Annotated in this window: 21 protein-coding genes; 16 read left to right on the plus strand and 5 right to left on the minus strand. The window is 61.1% G+C overall.

Annotated features, from left to right (window positions below; all coding sequences use genetic code 11):
- The first annotated feature begins 96 nt into the window (after nucleotides 1-96).
- The 6 genes from AC5ZGW_RS34905 (at nucleotide 97) to AC5ZGW_RS34930 (ending at nucleotide 5488) form a co-directional block, all read left to right on the plus strand.
- The gene (locus AC5ZGW_RS34905) at nucleotides 97-1335 is read left to right on the plus strand and encodes a CaiB/BaiF CoA transferase family protein (RefSeq protein ID WP_245474764.1); all 1239 of its coding nucleotides are present in this window, start codon (nucleotides 97-99) and stop codon (nucleotides 1333-1335) included.
- Nucleotides 1335-2093: an enoyl-CoA hydratase/isomerase family protein gene (locus tag AC5ZGW_RS34910; RefSeq protein ID WP_130226551.1), complete on the plus strand. Its 759-nt coding sequence runs from the start codon at nucleotides 1335-1337 to the stop codon at nucleotides 2091-2093. Before AC5ZGW_RS34905 ends, AC5ZGW_RS34910 begins: the two co-directional genes overlap by 1 nt.
- A 98-nt stretch (nucleotides 2094-2191) precedes the next feature.
- On the plus strand, nucleotides 2192-3424 hold the full coding sequence (locus tag AC5ZGW_RS34915; RefSeq protein WP_130226550.1) for an ABC transporter substrate-binding protein: 1233 nt from the start codon (nucleotides 2192-2194) through the stop codon (nucleotides 3422-3424).
- Nucleotides 3425-3531: 107 nt separating this feature from the next.
- Nucleotides 3532-3765 (plus strand): hypothetical protein, encoded by a 234-nt coding sequence (locus AC5ZGW_RS34920; protein WP_130226549.1) that lies wholly within the window; start codon nucleotides 3532-3534, stop codon nucleotides 3763-3765.
- A 122-nt stretch (nucleotides 3766-3887) separates the two neighbouring features.
- Nucleotides 3888-4244: an Mth938-like domain-containing protein gene (locus tag AC5ZGW_RS34925; RefSeq protein ID WP_130226548.1), complete on the plus strand. Its 357-nt coding sequence runs from the start codon at nucleotides 3888-3890 to the stop codon at nucleotides 4242-4244.
- 854 nt (nucleotides 4245-5098) lie between these two features.
- Nucleotides 5099-5488, plus strand: a complete 390-nt coding sequence (locus AC5ZGW_RS34930; RefSeq protein ID WP_130226547.1) for a nuclear transport factor 2 family protein — start codon at nucleotides 5099-5101, stop codon at nucleotides 5486-5488.
- A 113-nt stretch (nucleotides 5489-5601) separates the two neighbouring features.
- On the opposite strand, the gene AC5ZGW_RS34935 is transcribed toward AC5ZGW_RS34930, so the two are convergent.
- The gene (locus tag AC5ZGW_RS34935) at nucleotides 5602-6399 is read right to left on the minus strand and encodes an N-formylglutamate amidohydrolase (protein ID WP_130226546.1); all 798 of its coding nucleotides are present in this window, start codon (nucleotides 6397-6399) and stop codon (nucleotides 5602-5604) included.
- 103 nt (nucleotides 6400-6502) lie between these two features.
- On the opposite strand from AC5ZGW_RS34935, the gene AC5ZGW_RS34940 reads away from it, so the two are divergent.
- The 3 genes from AC5ZGW_RS34940 to AC5ZGW_RS34950 are packed head-to-tail and all read left to right on the plus strand — an operon-like array spanning nucleotide 6503 to nucleotide 8639.
- Nucleotides 6503-7399 carry a transglutaminase family protein gene (locus AC5ZGW_RS34940; RefSeq protein ID WP_130226545.1) on the plus strand — a complete coding sequence of 299 codons (897 nt, stop codon included), beginning with the start codon at nucleotides 6503-6505 and terminating at the stop codon, nucleotides 7397-7399.
- A complete protein-coding gene (locus AC5ZGW_RS34945; protein WP_130226565.1) occupies nucleotides 7399-8208 on the plus strand; it encodes a transglutaminase-like domain-containing protein in 810 nt (269 codons plus the stop codon). Before AC5ZGW_RS34940 ends, AC5ZGW_RS34945 begins: the two co-directional genes overlap by 1 nt.
- Nucleotides 8209-8240: 32 nt before the next feature.
- Nucleotides 8241-8639, plus strand: coding sequence for a gamma-glutamylcyclotransferase family protein (locus AC5ZGW_RS34950; protein ID WP_130226544.1), 399 nt, complete (start codon nucleotides 8241-8243; stop codon nucleotides 8637-8639).
- 6 nt (nucleotides 8640-8645) lie between these two features.
- Here the strand turns inward: AC5ZGW_RS34950 and AC5ZGW_RS34955 are convergent, their stop codons facing one another.
- The gene (locus tag AC5ZGW_RS34955; protein ID WP_130226543.1) at nucleotides 8646-9200 is read right to left on the minus strand and encodes a chlorite dismutase family protein; all 555 of its coding nucleotides are present in this window, start codon (nucleotides 9198-9200) and stop codon (nucleotides 8646-8648) included.
- A 169-nt stretch (nucleotides 9201-9369) separates the two neighbouring features.
- Between AC5ZGW_RS34955 and dnaG the strand changes: the two genes are divergently transcribed.
- Together dnaG and rpoD are read left to right on the plus strand one after the other, a co-directional pair.
- On the plus strand, nucleotides 9370-11361 hold the full coding sequence (gene dnaG / locus AC5ZGW_RS34960) for a DNA primase (protein WP_130226542.1): 1992 nt from the start codon (nucleotides 9370-9372) through the stop codon (nucleotides 11359-11361).
- Between the two features lie 357 nt (nucleotides 11362-11718).
- Nucleotides 11719-13851: an RNA polymerase sigma factor RpoD gene (gene rpoD, locus AC5ZGW_RS34965; protein WP_028168456.1), complete on the plus strand. Its 2133-nt coding sequence runs from the start codon at nucleotides 11719-11721 to the stop codon at nucleotides 13849-13851.
- 129 nt (nucleotides 13852-13980) lie between these two features.
- Here the strand turns inward: rpoD and AC5ZGW_RS34970 are convergent, their stop codons facing one another.
- Nucleotides 13981-15156, minus strand: coding sequence for a DUF5677 domain-containing protein (locus tag AC5ZGW_RS34970; protein ID WP_130226541.1), 1176 nt, complete (start codon nucleotides 15154-15156; stop codon nucleotides 13981-13983).
- A gap of 144 nt (nucleotides 15157-15300) precedes the next feature.
- Here AC5ZGW_RS34970 and AC5ZGW_RS34975 point away from each other — a divergent pair, with 144 nt between their 5' ends.
- The 3 genes from AC5ZGW_RS34975 to AC5ZGW_RS34985 are packed head-to-tail and all read left to right on the plus strand — an operon-like array spanning nucleotide 15301 to nucleotide 16198.
- The gene (locus AC5ZGW_RS34975; protein WP_130226564.1) at nucleotides 15301-15672 is read left to right on the plus strand and encodes a DCC1-like thiol-disulfide oxidoreductase family protein; all 372 of its coding nucleotides are present in this window, start codon (nucleotides 15301-15303) and stop codon (nucleotides 15670-15672) included.
- The gene (locus AC5ZGW_RS34980) at nucleotides 15673-15939 is read left to right on the plus strand and encodes a DUF4160 domain-containing protein (protein WP_130226540.1); all 267 of its coding nucleotides are present in this window, start codon (nucleotides 15673-15675) and stop codon (nucleotides 15937-15939) included.
- On the plus strand, nucleotides 15932-16198 hold the full coding sequence (locus AC5ZGW_RS34985) for a DUF2442 domain-containing protein (protein WP_130226539.1): 267 nt from the start codon (nucleotides 15932-15934) through the stop codon (nucleotides 16196-16198). The genes AC5ZGW_RS34980 and AC5ZGW_RS34985 overlap by 8 nt, the downstream gene beginning before the upstream one ends.
- 123 nt (nucleotides 16199-16321) lie before the next feature.
- Here the strand turns inward: AC5ZGW_RS34985 and AC5ZGW_RS34990 are convergent, their stop codons facing one another.
- The gene (locus AC5ZGW_RS34990; RefSeq protein ID WP_130226563.1) at nucleotides 16322-16558 is read right to left on the minus strand and encodes a hypothetical protein; all 237 of its coding nucleotides are present in this window, start codon (nucleotides 16556-16558) and stop codon (nucleotides 16322-16324) included.
- Between the two features lie 889 nt (nucleotides 16559-17447).
- On the opposite strand from AC5ZGW_RS34990, the gene AC5ZGW_RS34995 reads away from it, so the two are divergent.
- Complete coding sequence (locus AC5ZGW_RS34995; protein WP_130226538.1) at nucleotides 17448-17747, plus strand: hypothetical protein; 300 nt, start codon at nucleotides 17448-17450, stop codon at nucleotides 17745-17747.
- Nucleotides 17748-17868: 121 nt separating this feature from the next.
- Here AC5ZGW_RS34995 and AC5ZGW_RS35000 read toward each other — a convergent pair whose 3' ends face one another.
- Nucleotides 17869-18240 (minus strand): hypothetical protein, encoded by a 372-nt coding sequence (locus AC5ZGW_RS35000; RefSeq protein WP_245474763.1) that lies wholly within the window; start codon nucleotides 18238-18240, stop codon nucleotides 17869-17871.
- Between the two features lie 225 nt (nucleotides 18241-18465).
- Here AC5ZGW_RS35000 and AC5ZGW_RS35005 point away from each other — a divergent pair, with 225 nt between their 5' ends.
- Nucleotides 18466-19272 carry a lytic murein transglycosylase gene (locus tag AC5ZGW_RS35005; RefSeq protein ID WP_130226537.1) on the plus strand — a complete coding sequence of 269 codons (807 nt, stop codon included), beginning with the start codon at nucleotides 18466-18468 and terminating at the stop codon, nucleotides 19270-19272.
- The last annotated feature ends 243 nt before the right edge of the window (nucleotides 19273-19515 follow it).

The raw sequence follows: 19515 nt of genomic DNA on the forward strand, positions 1-19515 counted from the left end.
GACGAGCGCGCATGAAAATGTACCTTCGGTGCTCACGCTCTTGAACGAAAATCACTCGCTATGTCGGCGGGAATTCGTAAGGGATGGGAGGATAACGTGAACAAGGAAGAAAAGATTGGTAGAGCCGAGGAGCGCAGCGGCCCTCTCAAGAACGTAATGGTCCTCGATATAACGCGTGTCGTTGCTGGTCCATTCTGCTCGATGTTGTTCGCAGACCTGGGTGCCACCGTGATCAAGGTAGAGCACCCCGGCGAGCCGGACTATGCGCGGACATTCCCACCGTTCGTTGGCGCGGACGATGAGCAGCTCAGCGCCTTCTTCACGCAATTCAACCGCAACAAGCTGGGAATCACGCTCAATCTCAAATCCGATGACGGCAAGGCATTGCTGAAGAAGCTGGTCCGCAAGGCCGACATCCTTGTCGAGAACTTCCGTCCTGGCACGATGGACAAGCTTGGCCTCGGTTATGACGTCCTGCGGGAGGTCAATCCCAAGCTCATTTACACCGCTATCAGCGGTTTCGGCCGCACAGGCCCCAACTCGTCCAAGCCTGCTTATGACAACACAGGTCAAGCGGCAGGGGGACTGTGGTCCATGAACGGCTACGCCGACATGCCCCCGGTCCGCGTCGGCACGATCATCGGAGATCTCGCCGCCTCGCTCTATGCCGCCATTGGAACGTTGGCGGCGCTGCGCGAGGCCGAGACAACCGGCGTCGGCCAGGTTGTCGATGTCTCTCAGCAGGATTCCGTCCTGACATTGACCGAGAATGCAGTGGTCCGATACACGGCCCAGAAAGAAGTCGCCTCGCCACTGGGCAACGATCATCCATTTGTCCGACCCTATGGCCAATTTGCCTGTAAGGACGGCTACGTCTTCTTCGGTGGCTATACCGACAAGTTCTGGGCGATCACCTGTACCCTGTTCGGCGAACCGGAGCAGGCCACCGATCCGGAAATCGATACGATGGAGAAGCGGTTCGATCGGGTCGTGGCAGAAACCAAAGTCAAGCCGCTGCTGGAGCGTTGGTTCAGTCGCTACACCAAGGCCGAGCTCGAGGCAATGGCGGGCGACAAGATCCCGCTCAGCGCGATCAAGACCATCGCCGAAGTTGTCGAAGATCCGCATATCGCGGCTCGCAACATGATCGTCAACGTCCCGATCGCGGGGAAGCTGATCGGGATGTTCGGTCTCCCGATAAAGCTGTCCGGGACGAAACAGACATCATTCGAGAAAGCGCCGCTGCCTGGCGAACACAACGCGGACGTTCTCTCCCGGTTGGCGGATGTAACGCCTGCCGAGCTGGAGCGTCTCAGGGCGTCGGGAGCGGTCTGATGTCGATCGATTTTATCAAGGACGGAAGCGTTGCGACGGTCCGAATCAACCGGCCCGACAAGCTGAACGCGCTGACCCTGGCCATGTATGATGATCTCGGGCGCGCATTCTTCGAAATCAAAGCTGATGACGAGGTTCGGTCAGTCGTGCTGACGGGGGCAGGCGACCGGGCATTTTGCGTCGGCGCCGATCTCACGGAGTCCATTCCGGCACTTGCCGCCGACAAATTTGACATCTCGGCCTGGGATCCGGCCCACATCAAATTTCCCGGCTTCTACAAACCGGTCGTCAGCGCTGTTCGTGGCCTCTGCATGGGCGGCGGCTTCGAGATCATGCTGGCGACGGACATTCGCGTCGCCGCGCGTGGTGCGGTCTTTCAGTTACCCGAGCCGAAGCACGGCTTCGTGCCGGCCGGCGGCACGCTCGTGCGTCTGGTCAGGAAGATTGGCTACGCGCATGCCATGGAGATCATGCTGACTGCCGAGCGCTTTTCCGCAGACGACATGCTCGCCAAAGGCGTCGTTAACCGCGTCGTCGATGCGGATCAGGTCGAACCGCTCGCCTACGAGCTTGCTGCGAAAATCGCCGCGCTGAGCCCGACCGCGATCCAGACGATCAAGGAAGCCGCACTGACGCTTCAGGATGTTCCGTTTGCGGAAGCATTTCGCCTTGAGGCTGCGCTCGGTCAGCGCACTTTCACGAGCGAGGAGGCCAAGCGGGGTCTGGCCGCGTTCGCGAAGAGAGGAACCGAGAGGTGATGATGCAACCGGTCGTCTCGGAAGACCGTGGGGCAGCAACAAGAAGATTTCATGAGATAGGCGCATTGAGCCAATCGATATCTTGAAAGGTCGAGGAAATGAGACAATCCGAATTCGGTTTGCGTTGCTTTGCGACAGCGGTTGCCGGCCTATTGCTTTCCACAGCCTGCGCCGCTGCGCAAAACGAAAAGGTTTCGGATGGCGTTGTCCGCATCGGGCTCATTGAGGATATGTCGGGCGTCTACGCCGATATTACTGGCAAGGGAGCGGTCACTGCCGCGCAGATGGCGGTTGAGGATTTCGGCGGCAAGGTGCTTGGCCTGCCTGTCGAAATCGTGTCCGCAGATCATCAGAACAAGCCCGACATCGGCGCCACCATAGCGCGCAAATGGTTCGACACGGATAAGGTAGATGCAATCCTCGACGTTGCATCCTCGTCGCCTGCCTTGGCCGTCCTTGAGATCGCTAAAGAGAAGAAAAGGATCATTGCGCTCAGCTCGCCGGGGTCAACCAGAATCACCAATGAAGTCTGCGGACCCTACGTGGTTCATTGGGCCTATGACACGTTCGCGATCGCCAACAGTACGGGAAAGGCGCTCGTCAGTCAGGGATTCGATACTTGGTATTTCGTGACGGCCGACTATGCGTTTGGCCAGGGCCTCGCAAAGGATACGGGCGACATCGTCACGAATCTGGGTGGGCGTGTTGTGGGGAGCACAAAACATCCGGTTGGAACAGCCGATTTCGCGTCTGTCTTGCTCGCGGCGCAGGGGACGAAAGCGAAGGTCGTCGCGCTTGCCAACGCGGGCGGCGACACCATCAATTCGATCAAGCAGGCGGCGGAGTTTGGCTTGACTGCAGGCGGCCAGAAGCTCGCGGCACTGGCTGGTTTCATCAATGACGTTCACGGGCTCGGATTGAAGGAAGCGCAGGGGCTGACGATTACCGAGGCGTCGTACTGGGACATGAACGACGACACGCGGAAGTGGGCGCAGCGCTTTTACGTGACGATGAACGCCATGCCAAATATGCTTCAAACCGGCACGTATTCATCGGTCCTGCACTATCTGAAAGCCGTTCAGGCCGCGGGCACGGATCGAACCGACGACGTGATGCAAAAAATGCGCGAGTTGCCGGTCAACGACGTCTTCTACAAGAATGGAAAAATTCGAGAAGATGGCCGAATGGTTCATGACATGTATCTGTTCGAGGTAAAGAAGCCTCAAGAGTCCAAGGGGCCGTGGGACTACTATAAATTGCTTGCCACAATACCTGCCGATCAGGCATTTCAACCATTGGCTCAGTCGAGATGTCCGTTGATCAAGAAGTAGGGGTGGGCGCCGCTGGAAGATGACCGTTCCTGCTGCGGTCCAAACCCACACATTGCTTTCGGAATAAGGCCGACAGCAGTGCGCCTCTCATCGGCGTCGAAGGCTCGGTGCCGTTCGCCGGAAACGGGTCGTTCGATTATCTCGGCGATGTCGCCTTGCTGTTCGGCAGGCAGGAGCAGGTCGTGACGGCGACGGGGGGGCCATCGCCAGCGATGCGGCGCTCATCGAGGCGGGCCTCGGCGCTCGGCGCCAACACCTCGCCCTCGATCTTCTATGCCGGCCAGCTTGCCGAGACCGACACCAACAACATGCTCAAGGGACGCTTCACGCTGAGGGTCTGAGAGACCGATCTGGACCCGCGTGCGACATCGCAAGTACCCACGCACTGCTTGATACAATCAGGTAGAATAAGGCTCGTCTGCCGAGTCGGGGCCTTGTGTCGAGATCATGAGGAGGTCAGTCCATGAAGATCGAACGCACTACATTCGGCACCATCACGATTGACGGAGAGACTTATGAACACGACGTGATCATTCGTCTGTCCGGCGAAGTGGCAAGGCGGAAGAAGAAGCTGTCGAAGAAGTACTACGGCACCTCGCATGTCCTCTCGAAGGACGAAGCGAAGTTCGTCTTCGAGAAGGGATGTGAGCAGCTCATTCTGGGCTCGGGCCAGTTCGGCAATGTGCATCTATCGCCGGAAGCTGAGGCGTATTTTGCGAGAAAGGGCTGCACGGTCCTGCTGCAGCCGACGCCCAAGGCGATTGACACGTTCAACAGCTCGCATGCGAAGAAGATCGGCCTTTTTCACGTGACCTGTTGAATCGGGCCAGGCCGCCGACCGCGCTGGGGATGAGCATAAGTCCGAGAGCGCATCGATTCACCCTCGTACGTGCCGACCGGCGGCGGAAACGACCATCGCCTGGGTCGGCAGGTCCTGACCAATGTCCGCACTGACGTGAGCAGAGCCGGCCCCGAGAGTCGGCTTGCGGTCAAAGCGCGACTTGGCGTGGAGGACGGCTCCTGGCGCAAAGTGGACATTTGGTCGGACCCGCGACTCTGAGAAGGGCCAACAGGCGACAGTGTACGCGTAGTTTGATATGAAAGACGCCACCAACTGAGGCGGCCTAGGAGGATCGATTTGTCATGCCGCGGGTTCGATGCGCTACTCATGGGGACCAACCGCAAACCTCGGTCTGCCAGCATATCGTTCAAGGGTTGGTAGACCGACGGCGCGTCGGCTTCTTTTGGAGCGTAGACGATCCCAACAATCCAAGGGGAGACGCCTGGTGCTCCGATTGCAACGATAGAGTGAAGCTAACAGGCGAATGGGTTGGACTTGCGCTTGAACACCTTCAGCCAAAGGTTTTGTGTGGTGAATGTTATGACTTTGCCAAGGCATTTAACTTGGGCGCAAGTTTTAACTAGAAAAAAAGCATTCGGCTAAACACGTTGGCGAGTCCGCTACGGGTCAAAATGCGACCTGGCGGCGAGAACAGCTTTTGGCGCAAAGCGGACAGCAGCGCCAAGTCCCGAAGCGGCAACGGGCCACGTCTGGACATTGGGGGCTTCGCTCACGCCCCTTCCGCATCCCCGCCATAAACGAGGCAGAGCATACGGGTCGAGAGGGGCGGATGGATGCCGCAATGGAGATGAGCCAACACAAGGGAGAAGCCAATGACCAGATCAAATGCGATGATTATTCGCAAAGCCTACGAGGACTTCGCACAGGGAAACGTCCCTGCGGTCTTTGCAGCCTTCGATCCGGGCATTACTTGGCATGTTCCCGGCCATAGTCCGCTGTCAGGCGACTACACCGGGCACGATCAGGTCGGGAGCTTCTTTCAACGCACGATGGAGCTTTCCGGGAACGTGTTTGGCATTGACGTGCACAACGTATTGGCCGATGGCGATGTCGTGGTTGCGTTGGCCACCGTGAATGCACAAAGAAGCGGGGTATCCGAGTCATTTCCAGAGGTGCATGTCTGGAAAATGAGGGATGGGAAGGCGGTCGAGTTTCGTGAGTATCAAGGTGACGAGCAGCGAGAGGATCGCTTCTGGTCCTGAGACTCATATTTCGGTCTGCCTTTTGGTCATGAAGTCAGCGACGCGAAATTCCGCGGCGACCCCGCGCATGTCTGCTTTATCCGCCAAGCAGGCACCGTTGGTTTGGATGCGCGCTAGATCAGCTTCTCCGCACTTAACCTCGCTTCGATCTCGGCAAGGATCCGGGCCAGCCTGTCCGCCCATGCCTTCTGTCCGGCCTGATCGGTGATCAGGTCCTGGCGGATCTCTAGTCCCGTGTTCATCAGGCCGCGCCGCTCGCCATGGACCGGGATCGTGTAGTCGGTCTCGTCGCTGACCGCATAGGGCTCGTTGTTGCCGACCACGAGGTCGCCTTCGCTGCGCAGACGCTTCAGCAGCAGCGGCGGCAGTACGGTATCGCGGTGATAGAGCGTGCCGATGTGCCAAGGACGCGCGATGCCGGCATAAACCGGCGTGAAGCTGTGCATGGACAGCAGCACCGTCGGCTTGCCCGCGTGCAGCCGCTGGTCGATGATCTCGCCGATCCGCCGGTGATAGGGATCGAAGATCGCCTGCCGCCGCGCCTGCGCGGCTTCGCGCGTCAAACCCTCATTGCCGGGGATCGTGGTGGCTTCGCTGATCAGCGGAATCGAGGCTGCGACATGCGGGGGGCGGTTGCAGTCGATCACGAGCCGCGAATAGCGCTGCGCGATCAGATGCGCGTCGAGCTGCGTCGCAAGCTGCTCGGCGACTTCGGCGATCCCGATATCCCAGGCGATGTGCCGTGTCAGCTCGTCTTCGGAGAGGCCGAGATTGCCGAGCACGCGCGGGATCAGCCGCCCATAATGGTCGCAGGTGAAGAGGAACGGCGAGCCGCCTTCGGCATTATGTTCGTGGACCGGCGGGATGTTTTCGTCCGTGAGCAGGAACGTCGCGCCGGTCGTGGTGTCCAAGATTTTGTCCTCAACTTTGCCTATCGAAGTGGCACGCCGATCTTAAAAATGAGCAGCGCCCACTATAGATTAGACCGCCGAAAGTCACGATGATTGCCGCACGATGCCGCTACTCAAGATTCGTCACAAGACCGTATATCGCTACACCCATCCGGTGGCGTTCGGCGAGCACCGCATCATGCTGAGCCCGCGCGACAGCCATGACCTGCGCGTGGTCGAGAGCGATCTCAGAATCGAGCCGCAGCCGATGTCGCTGCGTTGGATCCACGATGTGTTCGGCAACAGTGTGGCGATCGCGGCTTTCGATGAGCGGGCGGACACGCTGTCCTTCACCTCGACCGCCACCGTCGACCATAATCCGGCCGAGGAGTTCGCGCTGACGCCGGACGACCCCGCTTATTTCTATCCATTCCTCTATGACGAGGAGGAATTTCCGGATTTGCTGCAATATATCAGGCCGCAATATGCCGATCCGGACGGCGAGCTTTCGGCCTGGGCGCGGCAGTTCCTCGATGCCGAAGCGCCGACGCCGACGTTCAAGATCCTCAGCGGCATGACCCATGGCATCCGTGAAAGTTTTAATTATCGCAAGCGCCATGAGCAGGGCACGCAGCATCCGCTTGATACGCTGCAGACGGCTTCCGGCTCCTGCCGCGACTATGCGCTTTTCATGATCGAGGCGCTGCGGCGCCTTGGCATCGCCGCGCGTTTCGTGTCCGGCTATCTGTCGACGCCTTCGGACAGCTTCCATGTCGGCGGCGGCTCGACGCATGCCTGGGTGCAGGTCTATCTGCCGAGCGCAGGCTGGATCGAGTTCGATCCGACCAACGGCATCGTCGGCACGCGCGATTTGATCCGCGTCGCCGTCGCCCGCGATCCGCGCCAGGCGATCCCGCTGCACGGCGTCTATCTCGGCGCGGCGGACGCCTTCGTGAACATGGAAGTTGCGATCGCGGTCGAGCCGGTCGGCGAGGAGGAGAGGGAGAGCGAGCTGGCATGATCGAGATCAAGGTCGGCTTCGAGATTGCCTATGCGGCCGCGCAGCCGACGCCGATGGTGATGATGCTCTCGATCCATCCCTCGCGCTTCCAGGACATCATCGGCACCGAGACAATCATAGCCGAGCCCAATGTCCCGATCGGCTTCTATCGCGACAGTTTCGGCAATGTCTGCGGCCGCCTGGTGGCGCCGGCCGGCGGCGTGACCTTGCGCGGCCACGCCTTGGTGCGCGATTCCGGCCTGCCTGACGTCGTCAACCCGAGCGCGCAGCAGATTGCGATCGAGCAATTGCCGGACGAGATGCTGCTCTATCTGATGCCGAGCCGCTACTGCGAGACCGACAAGCTCACCGACATCGCCTGGTCGCTGTTCGGCAACACGCCGCCCGGCTGGGCGCGGGTGCAGGCGATCGTCGAGTTCGTGCACCACCACGTCACCTTTGGCTATCAGCATGCTCATCACATGAAGTCGGCGCATGATGTCTACGAGCAGCGCACCGGCGTCTGCCGCGACTTCGCCCATCTCGCGCTCACCTTCTGCCGCTGCATGGGCATCCCCGCGCGCTACTGCACCGGCTATATGGGCGACATCGGCGTGCCGCCGGACCCCGCGCCGATGGATTTCTCCGGCTGGTTCCAGGCCTATCTCTCGGGGGAGTGGTACACCTTCGATGCCCGCCACAACGTGCCGCGCATCGGCCGCATTTTGATGGGCACCGGCCGCGACGCCGCCGACGTCGCGCTGACCACGAGCTTCGGCTGCATGACGCTGACCAAGTTCATCGTGATCAGCGAAGAGGTGGCGGCTTGATCCGGCTGCGGGCGGCAGGATAACAAGCGGCCATGATCTCCGACCGTCTCTTCGTCTACGGCACCTTGATGCGCGGTTTCGACCATCCGATGGCGCGGCTGCTTTCGGGCAATGCCGATTTCATCAGTGAGGCGCGCTGCCAGGGCCGGCTCTACCGGGTGGCGCATTATCCCGCGCTCGAGCTCTCCGACGATCCGGCCGACATCGTGCACGGCGAATTGTTTCGCCTGCGTGTCCCGGACGAACTGTTACGCGAGTTCGACATGTATGAAGCCTGCGGCGAGGGTTTTCCGCAGCCGACCGAATATGTCCGCCAGATGTTGCCCCTCACCTTGGCCGACGGCACCACAGCCGAGGCGTGGACCTATGTCTACAACTGGCCGGTCGCGCACCTGCCGCGCATCGCCTCGGGCCGGTTCTTGCAGGCGTAAGCTGCTTCACTCCTCGCGCACGAGGCGGATGTCGACCTCGCGCTCGACATAGCTCCATTCTTCGGTCGCGCGCAGCATCGCCACCATTTCGTCGAACAGCGCGGTGTGCTCGGGGGCGAATTCGAACCAGGTGAGGAAATCGAAGGGCTCGCCGAGGTCGCGGCTGTGGAAGAGCTGCCGCGCGATCGCGGGCAGATATTTCAGCGTGCCGGCGATGTGGTGCGACTTGTCCTCGAAGATCTCGCGCCGCTCTTCCGGCGTCAGATTCCACCATGCGACAGTCTTCCGGATCGGGATCAGCGCCGCGCAGCTTGCCTCGCGCCGGCCAAGCCCGGCTTGCTGCGCGTCGAGCTGTTCCTTCTCCGCGCGGTTCGTATAGTGCAGATAGCTGATGACGCCGGCGAGCCGCCAGGCCGTGGTCGACGGCAACAGCGGCAGCGCGATCGCCTCGCTCGCGATGATCGACAGCGCCGGCACGCGCGGCAATGTCTCGCCCTTCACCTTGGAGATCGAGGTGACGCGCCAGCCGCCGCTCTGTCCGCCTCTAAATGTCGTAAACATGCCACTATCCAACAGCGGAACCGGGCGGGGTGCAAGATGCCATTACCACCGAGGGCTCCAACGGAGCCCTGAGCGGCCTGTGAATACCGGGCGAATCGCCACAATCCTGATACTTTGAGCCCGCGCTCACTATATCGGTGACCCCTCACGCTGGCCCCAAATCCGCCCCATGCGCTTCACCCCACAATTCCTCGACGAGCTGCGCGCCCGGCTTCCGGTCTCGGAAGTCGTGGGCAAGCGTGTGCGGCTGAAGAAGGCGGGCAAGGAGTGGAAGGGGCTGTCGCCGTTCCAGCAGGAGAAGACGCCCTCGTTCACGGTCAACGACCAGAAGGGCTTTTATCACGACTTTTCCTCGGGCAAGCATGGCAACATCTTCGACTTCGTGATGGAGACCGAGGGCGTCTCCTTCCCCGAGGCGGTCGAGCGGCTGGCCTCGATGGCCGGCATGCCGCTGCCGGCGGCAACGCCCGATGCCGCCCGCCACGAGCAGCGCCGCAAGACGCTGTATGACGTGATGGAACTCGCGGCAAAATTCTTCGCCGATACGCTGGCCTCGCGGAACGGGGCAAAGGCGCGCGGCTATCTCGCCGACCGCGCGATCTCGCCGGCGACGCAATTGCAGTTCCGCCTGGGCTATGCGCCGCCCGACCGCTTCGGGCTGAAGGAATTCCTGGGCTCCCAGGGCATTTCGACCGAGGACATGGTCGAGGCGGGGCTTTTGGTCGCCGGCGACGGCATCCCCGTGCCTTACGACCGCTTCCGCGACCGCGTGATGTTTCCGATCACCGACCTCCGCGGTCGCGTGATCGCCTTCGGCGGCCGGGCGCTGGAGAAGGACGTCCCCGCCAAGTACCTGAATTCGCCGGAAACCCCGCTCTTCCACAAGGGCGACAACCTCTACAATCTCGCCACTGCCCGCCAGGCCGCCCATGACGGCGCTGCCCTGATCGTGGTCGAAGGCTATGTCGACGTCATCGCCATGGTCACCTCGGGTTTTGCCGGCGCGGTGGCGCCGCTCGGCACTGCGCTCACCGAGAACCAGCTCGCGCTGCTCTGGAAGATGGCGGACGAGCCGATCCTCTGCTTCGACGGCGACCGGGCCGGCCAGAAGGCCGCCTACCGCGCCGCGGATCTGGCACTGCCGCATCTGAAGCCGGGAAAAAGCCTGCGTTTCGCGCTGCTGCCGGAAGGCCAGGACCCCGACGACCTCGCCCGCTCGGGCGGGCGCGGCGCGATCGAGGAGGTGATCTCGGCCGCCCGCGGCCTTGCCGAGGTGCTCTGGTCGCGCGAGATCGAGGGCGGCAATTTTGCAACGCCCGAGCGCCGCGCCGCCCTTGAGGCCCGGATCGGCGAGCTCACCAATGCCGTCCGCGACGAGGTGGTCCGCCGCTACTACCGGCAGGATTTTGCCGAGCGCCTGCAGCGCAATTTTGCTCCCGCGGCCGCACGTAGCGGCTATGGCCGCGGCCCGTTCCGCTCAGCCAAAGGCGGCGAATCATCCCGCCGTTTTGCGCCCCGCGCCCCGGGTGGCAGCCGATTCGGCCCGCCAGCAGGCCCGGCCCAGGGGCTGCTCCCCGGCCCCTACCAGGCGGCGAGCCCGCAGCTCGCGAGTAGCCCGATCATGCACGGCCAGCGCAGCGCGCTGTCCCGCCGCGAGGCCCTGATCCTGCAGACCCTGATCAACCATCCCTGGCTATTGCACGACCATCTGGAGGAGGTCGCGGCCCTCGAGCTCGCCCACCCGGAGGCGCACAAGCTCCGCGCCGGCATCATCGCCGCCTTCGCCAACGATCACCACCATTCTCCCGACGAGGAGGAGCAGGCCGAAAAAATGCGGGCCGATCTCGAGGCGGGCGGATTTTCACAAATCCTTCAAAGGGTTGAGCGGGCGATCACGACCCAGGCGGTGTGGGGCGTCAAGGTCGGCGCGGCACGCGAGGATGTTCTTTCCACCTGGCGGCAACTCGTTGCCTTGCATCAGAAAACACATGCATTACTTAGGGAAAGGAAGGACGCCGAGCAGGCTTTGGCCGAGGATTCCAGCGAGGCGAACTTGGCGTGGCTGCGGGACATCCAGGCACGAATGGCAGAAGCCGAAGGCACCGAGGCCCTGATCGAGGGATTTGGTGAGCTGTCGGGCCGGTTCCAGCGCAGCGTATGATGAAAGAATCATGCGGACGGTTCGGGCCGGACCCGCAAAAAGACTCGCCAAACCCATGGTTTGGCTGCAAAAACAGGGTTAAGCGAAACTTAATAGGCACACCCTTATTTGGTGTGCAGACCGTCAGGGCGGACTAAAGCGGAATTATGGGGTGGCGACATGTTGCGCCGCCCTTTCCGTATCATGAGCATGGTCGGGGGAGGACGTAACGGTTTTCCTGATCCTGCTCAAGCGAAGAGATTGAGTGCGAATGCTTCTTACCAAAAGGAAGCTGTCGCGCTTGTGACGTCAGTGGATCATGAGAGGCGCGCGTCGCAACGCCGGCCTCACGTGAAGCGCGTTTCGGGAGCTTGATGAATGGCCACCAAGGCAAAGACGCTGCAGGTTAAGGACAAGGAAAAAGACGACAAGGCAGCGGATGCCCCCGAGAAGGAACAGGCGGATGCGCCGTCGCCATTGCTTGACCTCTCGGATGCTGCCGTCAAGAAGATGATCAAGCAGGCCAAGAAGCGCGGCTTCGTGACCTTCGATCAGCTCAACGAAGTGCTTCCCTCCGACACCACCTCGCCGGAGCAGATCGAGGACATCATGTCGATGCTCTCGGACATGGGCATCAACGTCACCGAGGCCGACGACGTCGACGGCGAGGAAGAGGACAAGGACACCGACGACGAGACCGATAACGAGCTTGTCGAGGTCACGCAGAAGGCCGTCACCGAGGTCAAGAAATCCGAGCCGGGCGAGCGCACGGACGATCCCGTGCGCATGTATCTGCGCGAGATGGGCACTGTCGAGCTGCTCTCGCGCGAGGGCGAAATCGCCATCGCCAAGCGCATCGAGGCCGGCCGCGAGGCGATGATCGCAGGGCTCTGCGAAAGCCCACTGACCTTCCAGGCCATCATCATCTGGCGCGACGAACTCAACGAAGGCAAGATCTTCCTTCGCGACATCATCGATCTCGAAGCAACCTATGCCGGCCCTGACGCCAAGGGCGCCATGAACACGGCGATGATCGCGGGGCCGGTCGCTGACGGCGCGTCCGCCGCCGAGGGCGAAGGCGAGACCGGGCAGGCCGCGCCGGCCCATGTCGCACCGCCTGCCGCACCGCCGTCGCCGACCCCGTTCCGATCAGCGCCCGCCGGCGGCGAGCCTGAGGGCGAGGAGAAGGATCCGGGCGAGGCCGCCGCCGAAGCCGACATGGACGACGACGAGTTCGAGAACCAGATGTCGCTGGCGGCGATCGAGGCCGAGCTGAAGCCGAGGGTGGTCGAGACCTTCGACAAGATCGCGTCCGAATACAAGAAGCTGCGGCGCCTGCAGGAGCAGGACATCGCCAACCAGCTCCAGAGCGAGTCGCTCTCGCCCTCGCAGGAGCGCAAGTACAAGAAGCTGAAGGACGAGATCATCGTCGAAGTGAAGTCGCTGCGCCTGAACCAGGCCCGCATCGATTCGCTGGTCGAGCAGCTCTACGACATCAACAAGCGGCTGGTCTCGTTCGAGAGCCGGATGATGCGGCTTGCCGACAGCCACGGCGTCGCGCGCGAGGATTTCCTGCGCAATTACCAGGGCTCCGAGCTCGATCCGCGCTGGCTCAACCGTGTCTCGAAACTCTCTGCAAAAGGCTGGAAGAACTTCGTCCACCACGAGAAGGACCGCATCAAGGATCTGCGCCACGACATCCAGCAGCTCGCAGCGCTCACCGGCCTCGAGATCGGCGAGTTCCGCAAGATCGTGCACGGTGTGCAGAAGGGCGAGCGCGAGGCACGCCAGGCCAAGAAGGAGATGGTGGAAGCCAACCTTCGCCTCGTGATCTCGATCGCGAAGAAATACACCAACCGCGGCCTGCAGTTCCTCGACCTGATCCAGGAAGGCAACATCGGCCTGATGAAGGCGGTCGACAAGTTCGAGTATCGCCGCGGCTACAAGTTCTCGACCTACGCCACCTGGTGGATCCGGCAGGCGATCACCCGCAGCATTGCGGATCAAGCCCGCACCATCCGCATCCCCGTGCACATGATCGAGACCATCAACAAGATCGTGCGCACCTCGCGCCAGATGCTCAACGAGATCGGCCGCGAACCGACGCCTGAAGAGCTCGCCGAGAAGCTCGGCATGCCGCTTGAGAAGGTGCGCAAGGTCCTGAAGATCGCGAAAGAGCCGTTGTCGCTCGAGACGCCCGTCGGCGACGAAGAGGATTCACACCTCGGCGATTTCATCGAGGACAAGAACGCGATCCTGCCTATCGACGCCGCGATCCAGTCGAACCTGCGCGAGACCACCACGCGCGTGCTCGCCTCGCTCACCCCGCGCGAAGAACGCGTGCTCCGCATGCGCTTCGGCATCGGCATGAACACCGACCACACCCTGGAAGAAGTCGGCCAGCAGTTCTCGGTCACACGCGAACGCATCCGCCAGATCGAGGCCAAGGCGCTGCGCAAGCTCAAGCATCCGTCACGCAGCCGGAAGCTGCGGAGCTTCCTGGATAACTGACGCACCAACACAGGTCGTCATGCCCGGGCTTGATCCGGGCATCCACGAAAACGGCGGGCGAAAGCCCGCCGTTTTTATTGAATAATCGCGCGCAGGTGCCTCCGTGTTCTGCCACTGCGTCCTTCGAACTTATGGTCTTATGATGAAACGCTTCACTTTCGCTGGCAAAACGGCTGCGCGGGCTTTCATCTTTGGAAACAGGTCTTCCAATTCAGAGCCATGCGGTACTGCGCTCTCCATAACTATGTGTCGGGTTGCGAAACAGAATAGAGATATGTCCCATCTCGAAACCTCTGAAATGTTTCGCAAAGAAAGAATACCTTGCATGGTCATAGAAGAGATCAGGCACGTTAGCATCAAGACAAATACTTTAAGATTCTCATCATTGTCGTGCGTAAGTGAGAAACCAGTACTGTTATCGATCCATGTCCTGGCGATGTGGCGTGACCCCGAGTGGACAAAAGAACTTAGGTATTCGTACAGAACTTCGAATAGCTCCCTATCTTCCGAAAACCTCGAGGTTGAAATGTATTCGTAGAAACTGCGCGTTCGAGGGATTTGCTTCCCCGACCTTCGGTTGACTAGGATGTGTCTCTTTGTCTTTCCGTCTTTTACCAGCACTTCATATACTCCGGAACTCAGTCCGAAGTCAGAGTCTAGGAGGTATTGGGCGTTTCGTTTGCTGCGTGTTGCGTAGACCAACTTGCAATAGATCTCGTACAAAGACCTGACTAAAACGAGCGCCTCTTCGCTGGTCGTATATTTTTGTGAGCGAAAGATCGCCCTCACAATTCTGTATGTGCGGACTAATAGGTACGCGCAAACGAACCGTTGAACGTCCACAGTGTGGCGTCCCGAGTTGACGTTCCGCTCAATGAAATTTCCAAAAATATAGAGGGCATTTCTTAGAGGATCGTCTTTCTCTCCCCCCATCTCATCATAGTCTGACAGCTTATAAACGTTATCTTGGCCTTCTTGAGCGAGCGTATCGTATTCCAGTCCTGCTCGTTGGATTTCCTCTTTTTCATCCTTTGTCAGGCGCTTGTACCCTTCTTTTGATACCATAAAGCCTGTTTTGTCGAAGATGTAGATCAAACGTTGAGGTGTGTTCGCTCGCAGCATGGTCGCAATCATGAGCGCACGAAACTCTGCGTCTGAATAGCAGTAGCTCCAATAGAAAAGGCGATCGCCGTCTCTAGGCGGTCTACGCATCGCTTCGAAGAAACTTTGCTCTACCTGCTCAGTAAGCTCCGACAGATTTGGACTGTCAGGCGTTCTTGATCTTCGTTTCGTTGAACGGTTCATATCCCCAGCTCTCTATTTCGGGTGAGGCCAGCCGCGCGTTCGTTCCAAAGGTCAATTTGTAGACCTTCATCTGTTAATATCACCGACGTCATGCCAATCGGCGACGTCCTCCTATTCCAGCAACTGAAGGTCAACTTACTGACCATGCCGTCCCAATATATCGTCTGGTACAACATGCGCTGCCCCGTTTGCTGCAATGGCGTCGACTGGCAGCGCAACAAGCTCCTCGCCGCGGTGCGCGTCGGCACCATCTGCTTCAAGGACATCAACGAACAACCGGATGCGCTCGCGTCCTACGGCGCAACCGTTGACGACGTGCGCCGCGGCCTGCATGCGACCGACGAAGCCGGCCGCCTGATCCTCGGTGCCGACGTCGCGATCTGGTGGCTGACACCCGGCGAGGGGAAGCTCGCGACGCTGCTCGGCAATCGCGTCATGCTGCCGGTGACGCGGCTTGCGTACGACTGGTTCACGGATATGCTGTTCGCCTGGAACAAGCGGAAGGGGCGCTGGTGAATGCCGACGATTGCCTACTTTTACGGAATAGCGATCCGAATGTTCTTCGTTGATCATCCCCCGCCGCATTTTCTAGCTTCGTATAGCGGGCATGAGGCGAATGTCTCTATCGAGACCGGCGAGGTTATCGAAGGGCGCTTGCCTGGCAATGCGGCGCGGCTCGTCAAGCAATGGACGCTGGTACATCGGGGTGAATTAGAGGATAATTGGCGGCGAGCGCGCGCCAATCAGCCGCTCGTCAAGATTGTGGGTCTCGACGATGATTAAGGTCGCAAAGATCAGGTACCTCGGAAGCTACCGCTTGCGTGTGTCGTTCAGCGACGGCATGGCGGGGGAGTATGATTTTACGCCCATCGTTCAGCGTGGTGGGCCGATGGTCGAGCCGTTGCGCGATCCGGCATTCTTCGGACGGGTCTTCCTGGAGGATGGCGCGCCGACCTGGCCGAACGGTTACGATGCCGCACCAGGCTGGCTACGGCGTGAGATCGAGGCCGGCGGGACGTTGGTACGCGACGTCGCCGCCTGATTTGCCTTCGCCGTCGAGCGCGAAACCGGACGTATGATTGGCCAGCCATCCACGAAATGGCGGACGAAGGCCCGCCGGTTTTGTCTCCCCGAATACGCTATACGAAGGACGCCGGGTGGCGGCTTATTTCTTCTTTGCCCCAACCCGCTCGATGGTCTTGATCGCCAGCGGTGGGCGGCCGGCTTTTTCGGCGATCTCGCGGTCCTGCTCGATGATGAAGCCACGTGCCGGCTCGTCGCCATCGAGGCCGCCAAGCAGCTCGGCGGGTACGCGGCGGTTGGAGCGCTGCGAGCCGTCTTCGTAAACGACATTGAAAAAGGCGAACTCGCCTTTGGGATTGGTGCCGGGTTTCTTGGCCATGGGCGGCTTGTCGTCGATCACGGTGCGCCTGTCAAAGAAATAACGCGCGTTGGTGTGATTGGCTGCCCTGCGCGAAAAACGCGCTCCCTTCATGCCGTCGCCTTCGAGGCAACTGCGAGCTGGAGCTTTTATGCCAATATGAGTATTCCGGCTGCGGGCGATCGGTGCGGCGGCATAGTCGTCAGCGCGTTGCAGCCTCGCACCGCGCCTGATTCACTCGTTCGAACGGGGTGGACTAGGATCCACAATGGTTTTCGACGCACCGCCAGGCGCAGGCTGCATCGGCGGCGGGGTGCCACCTTGCGGGCTTTCAGCGGGCGCGCCACCCGATTCAGTGTCAAGCGGTCCGGTCCGCCCCTGCGGCTGTTGCTGTCCCTTGTTATCGGGCAAAACCGTGCGGCCTGTACTCCAGGGGGAGTCGCCTGGTTTTTTCTCGTCACTCTGAGGCTGGGCTGCGGCGATTGAACCCCAGATGCCGACGCACAGCACCGTAAGAAGAATGCGCATGGACGCTCCTTCGCCAGCTTTCGGCTGGGCTCTTGGGATGGGTGCCCGAAGGCGGAGGATTCGACGCCCAACGAACCCATTGGTTCCAGTCGTCCTGGATCGCGCTTCAGCGGTAACCACGTTCCAAGATTCCTCACGAAATCCCGCCGCGGTTACCAACTGTCAGGGATTACGGCCTTTGCTCCTGGTCACATCAGCACGGTGACGAGAGATGGTTATGCCTGTCGGACGATACATCGCCTGGGTTGGCGCATCGCTTCTTGCGTTGCTGTACATCGCTGACTGGTGCTCGCCACAATCCTTAACAGTGGAGGCGGGTGAGCCGGTTGAGCGGCCGGCCATCCGGATCGCGTCGGTTGAGCGGCCGCCCGAGCTTGTCGTCATGGACACCAGCCTGCCCACCATTGTGCCGCCGCCGACGCTGGCCGAATCGGTGCCGCCAAGCGAACCGCCTCCGGTGCGTGCGCTCGCCGCAGCGCCGCCGCCTCCGCCGGCGGTCGAGGTCGAGAAAAAGACCAAGAAGGTCGTCAAACGGCAGGCGCCGAAGGTCGCGGCGGTGCAGCCGCCACTACCGCTGGCTCCCGCGGCCAGCCCGGCGCCGCCGCCCGCTCAGGGGATCAAGCTGTCGTTCGCGGATATCATTTCCGGGCAACTGGTGAAGGATCTTTTCAACCTGCATTGAGGTGCAGGCTTATCCTGCGAGCCTCGTAGCCCGGGTGGAGCGAAGCGCAACCCGGGGCGGCTGCGTCAACACTTATCGGCGGTCCCCGGGTTACGCTGGCGCTGCACCCGGGCTACGCGCTCTAGCTGCCGGACGCCGCCTTGCCCTGCGTTGGAGCCATCGCAGCGACGCTCTGTGCCACGAGTTGGCCGCGGCCGCGCCGCGGGCCGCTGTCGGTCTGCTGCTGGCCCATCGCCATGATCGCCGTGCCCATCGCGCTCGAGCCCAGCGTGACGATGAAGCCGAACAAGAGCAGCCCGAGCGCAACGCCGGGCGTATCGTCAGCCAGGATCAGGTCACGCAGGTGGCCGGGATTGAGCAGCAGCAGGCCGCCGACGAGCAGCACCGCAACCGAGACACCTGCGGCGAGGTTGATCGCGAGCAGCCGAAACAGCGGCGCTCCGAAAACAAGGGATTCGCGCGGCGAGGGCGTCTCTTCCTGCAAATCGTTCATGATGAAATCCTATCGCATTTTCCAAGCGACAGGGACGGCGGCTCAGCCGACAAACCGGCGAATTGAAAAGCCGGAGCCCGGTGCTCACCCATAACCGGCACGGCCCCAGCTTCGTTCCTAAATCCGCAGGCCGCTTCGCCATTTGCGCCGGTCTTTTGACGGGTCTGACTTTCACGGGCATGATCATCGCTCCCGCCCGCCGTTCTCTCTTGAAGGAAATCCGATATGCCGAGGCTTGTTCTGGCCGTCCTACTGCTTGCGCTGTTTGCTTCCGGCCCGGCCAGGGCTGCCCGCTGCGGCGGGGACTTCCACGCGTTCATCGGCAGCTTTTCGCAGGAAGCGGCCGCGGCCGGCATCTCGCAAAGCGTGATCTCGCAGGCGCTCGACGGCGTGCAGCAGGATGCGGGCGTGCTTGCCTTCGACCGGCGCCAGCGCGGCACGTTCCGCAAGAGCTTCGAGCAATATGTCGCGACCCGCGTCGGGCCCGGGCGGATCAACACGGGACGCGCAATGCTGCAGCGTCATGCGGCGCTGCTATCGAGTATCGAACAGAAGTACGGCGTGCCGCGCCAGATACTGGTCGCGATCTGGGGCTTGGAGACCGATTTCGGCAAGGGCGACATGGGCAAGCTGCCGGTCTTCCGCGTGCTCGCCACCCTCGCGCATGATTGCCGCCGCACCGAATTGTTTCAGGGCGAACTGCTTTCGGCGCTGCAGATCGTGCAGCGCGGCGATCTCCGCCTGAACGACATGATCGGCGCCTATGCCGGTGAGATCGGCCAGACGCAATTCCTGCCGTCGTCCTACATCAAATACGGCGTCGATTTCGACGGCAACGGCCACGTCGATCTGCGCCATAGCGTGCCCGACGTGCTCGCCTCCACCGCGAACCTCCTGCACACCAACGGCTTCAAGATGGGCGCGTCCTACGAGGAAGGCAGCGCCAATTTCGAAGCGATGCGCGAATGGAACAGGGCTGTCGTGTACCGCAAAACCATCGCCTATTTCGCCGATCAACTCATGGGCCGATGACATGCCCGGTGCCGTCATTCCGGGGCGCGCCTCTTGGCGCGAACCCGGAATCCATCGAGCCGCAGCACAGGTGGAGAAATGGATTCCGGGCTCGCCGCTTTGCGGCGCCCCGGAATGACGGAGGGATGCATTGCGCAATCCTCTCCTCCGTCATGGCCGGGCTTGAGGTCCTAACCGGCTACATAGGTAACAGAATAGACCGGCGACATGGGTAACAGGTCAACTGATCGGCAAGGAGGAGCT

This window comes from Bradyrhizobium sp. Crot121 (genome assembly GCF_059512385.1).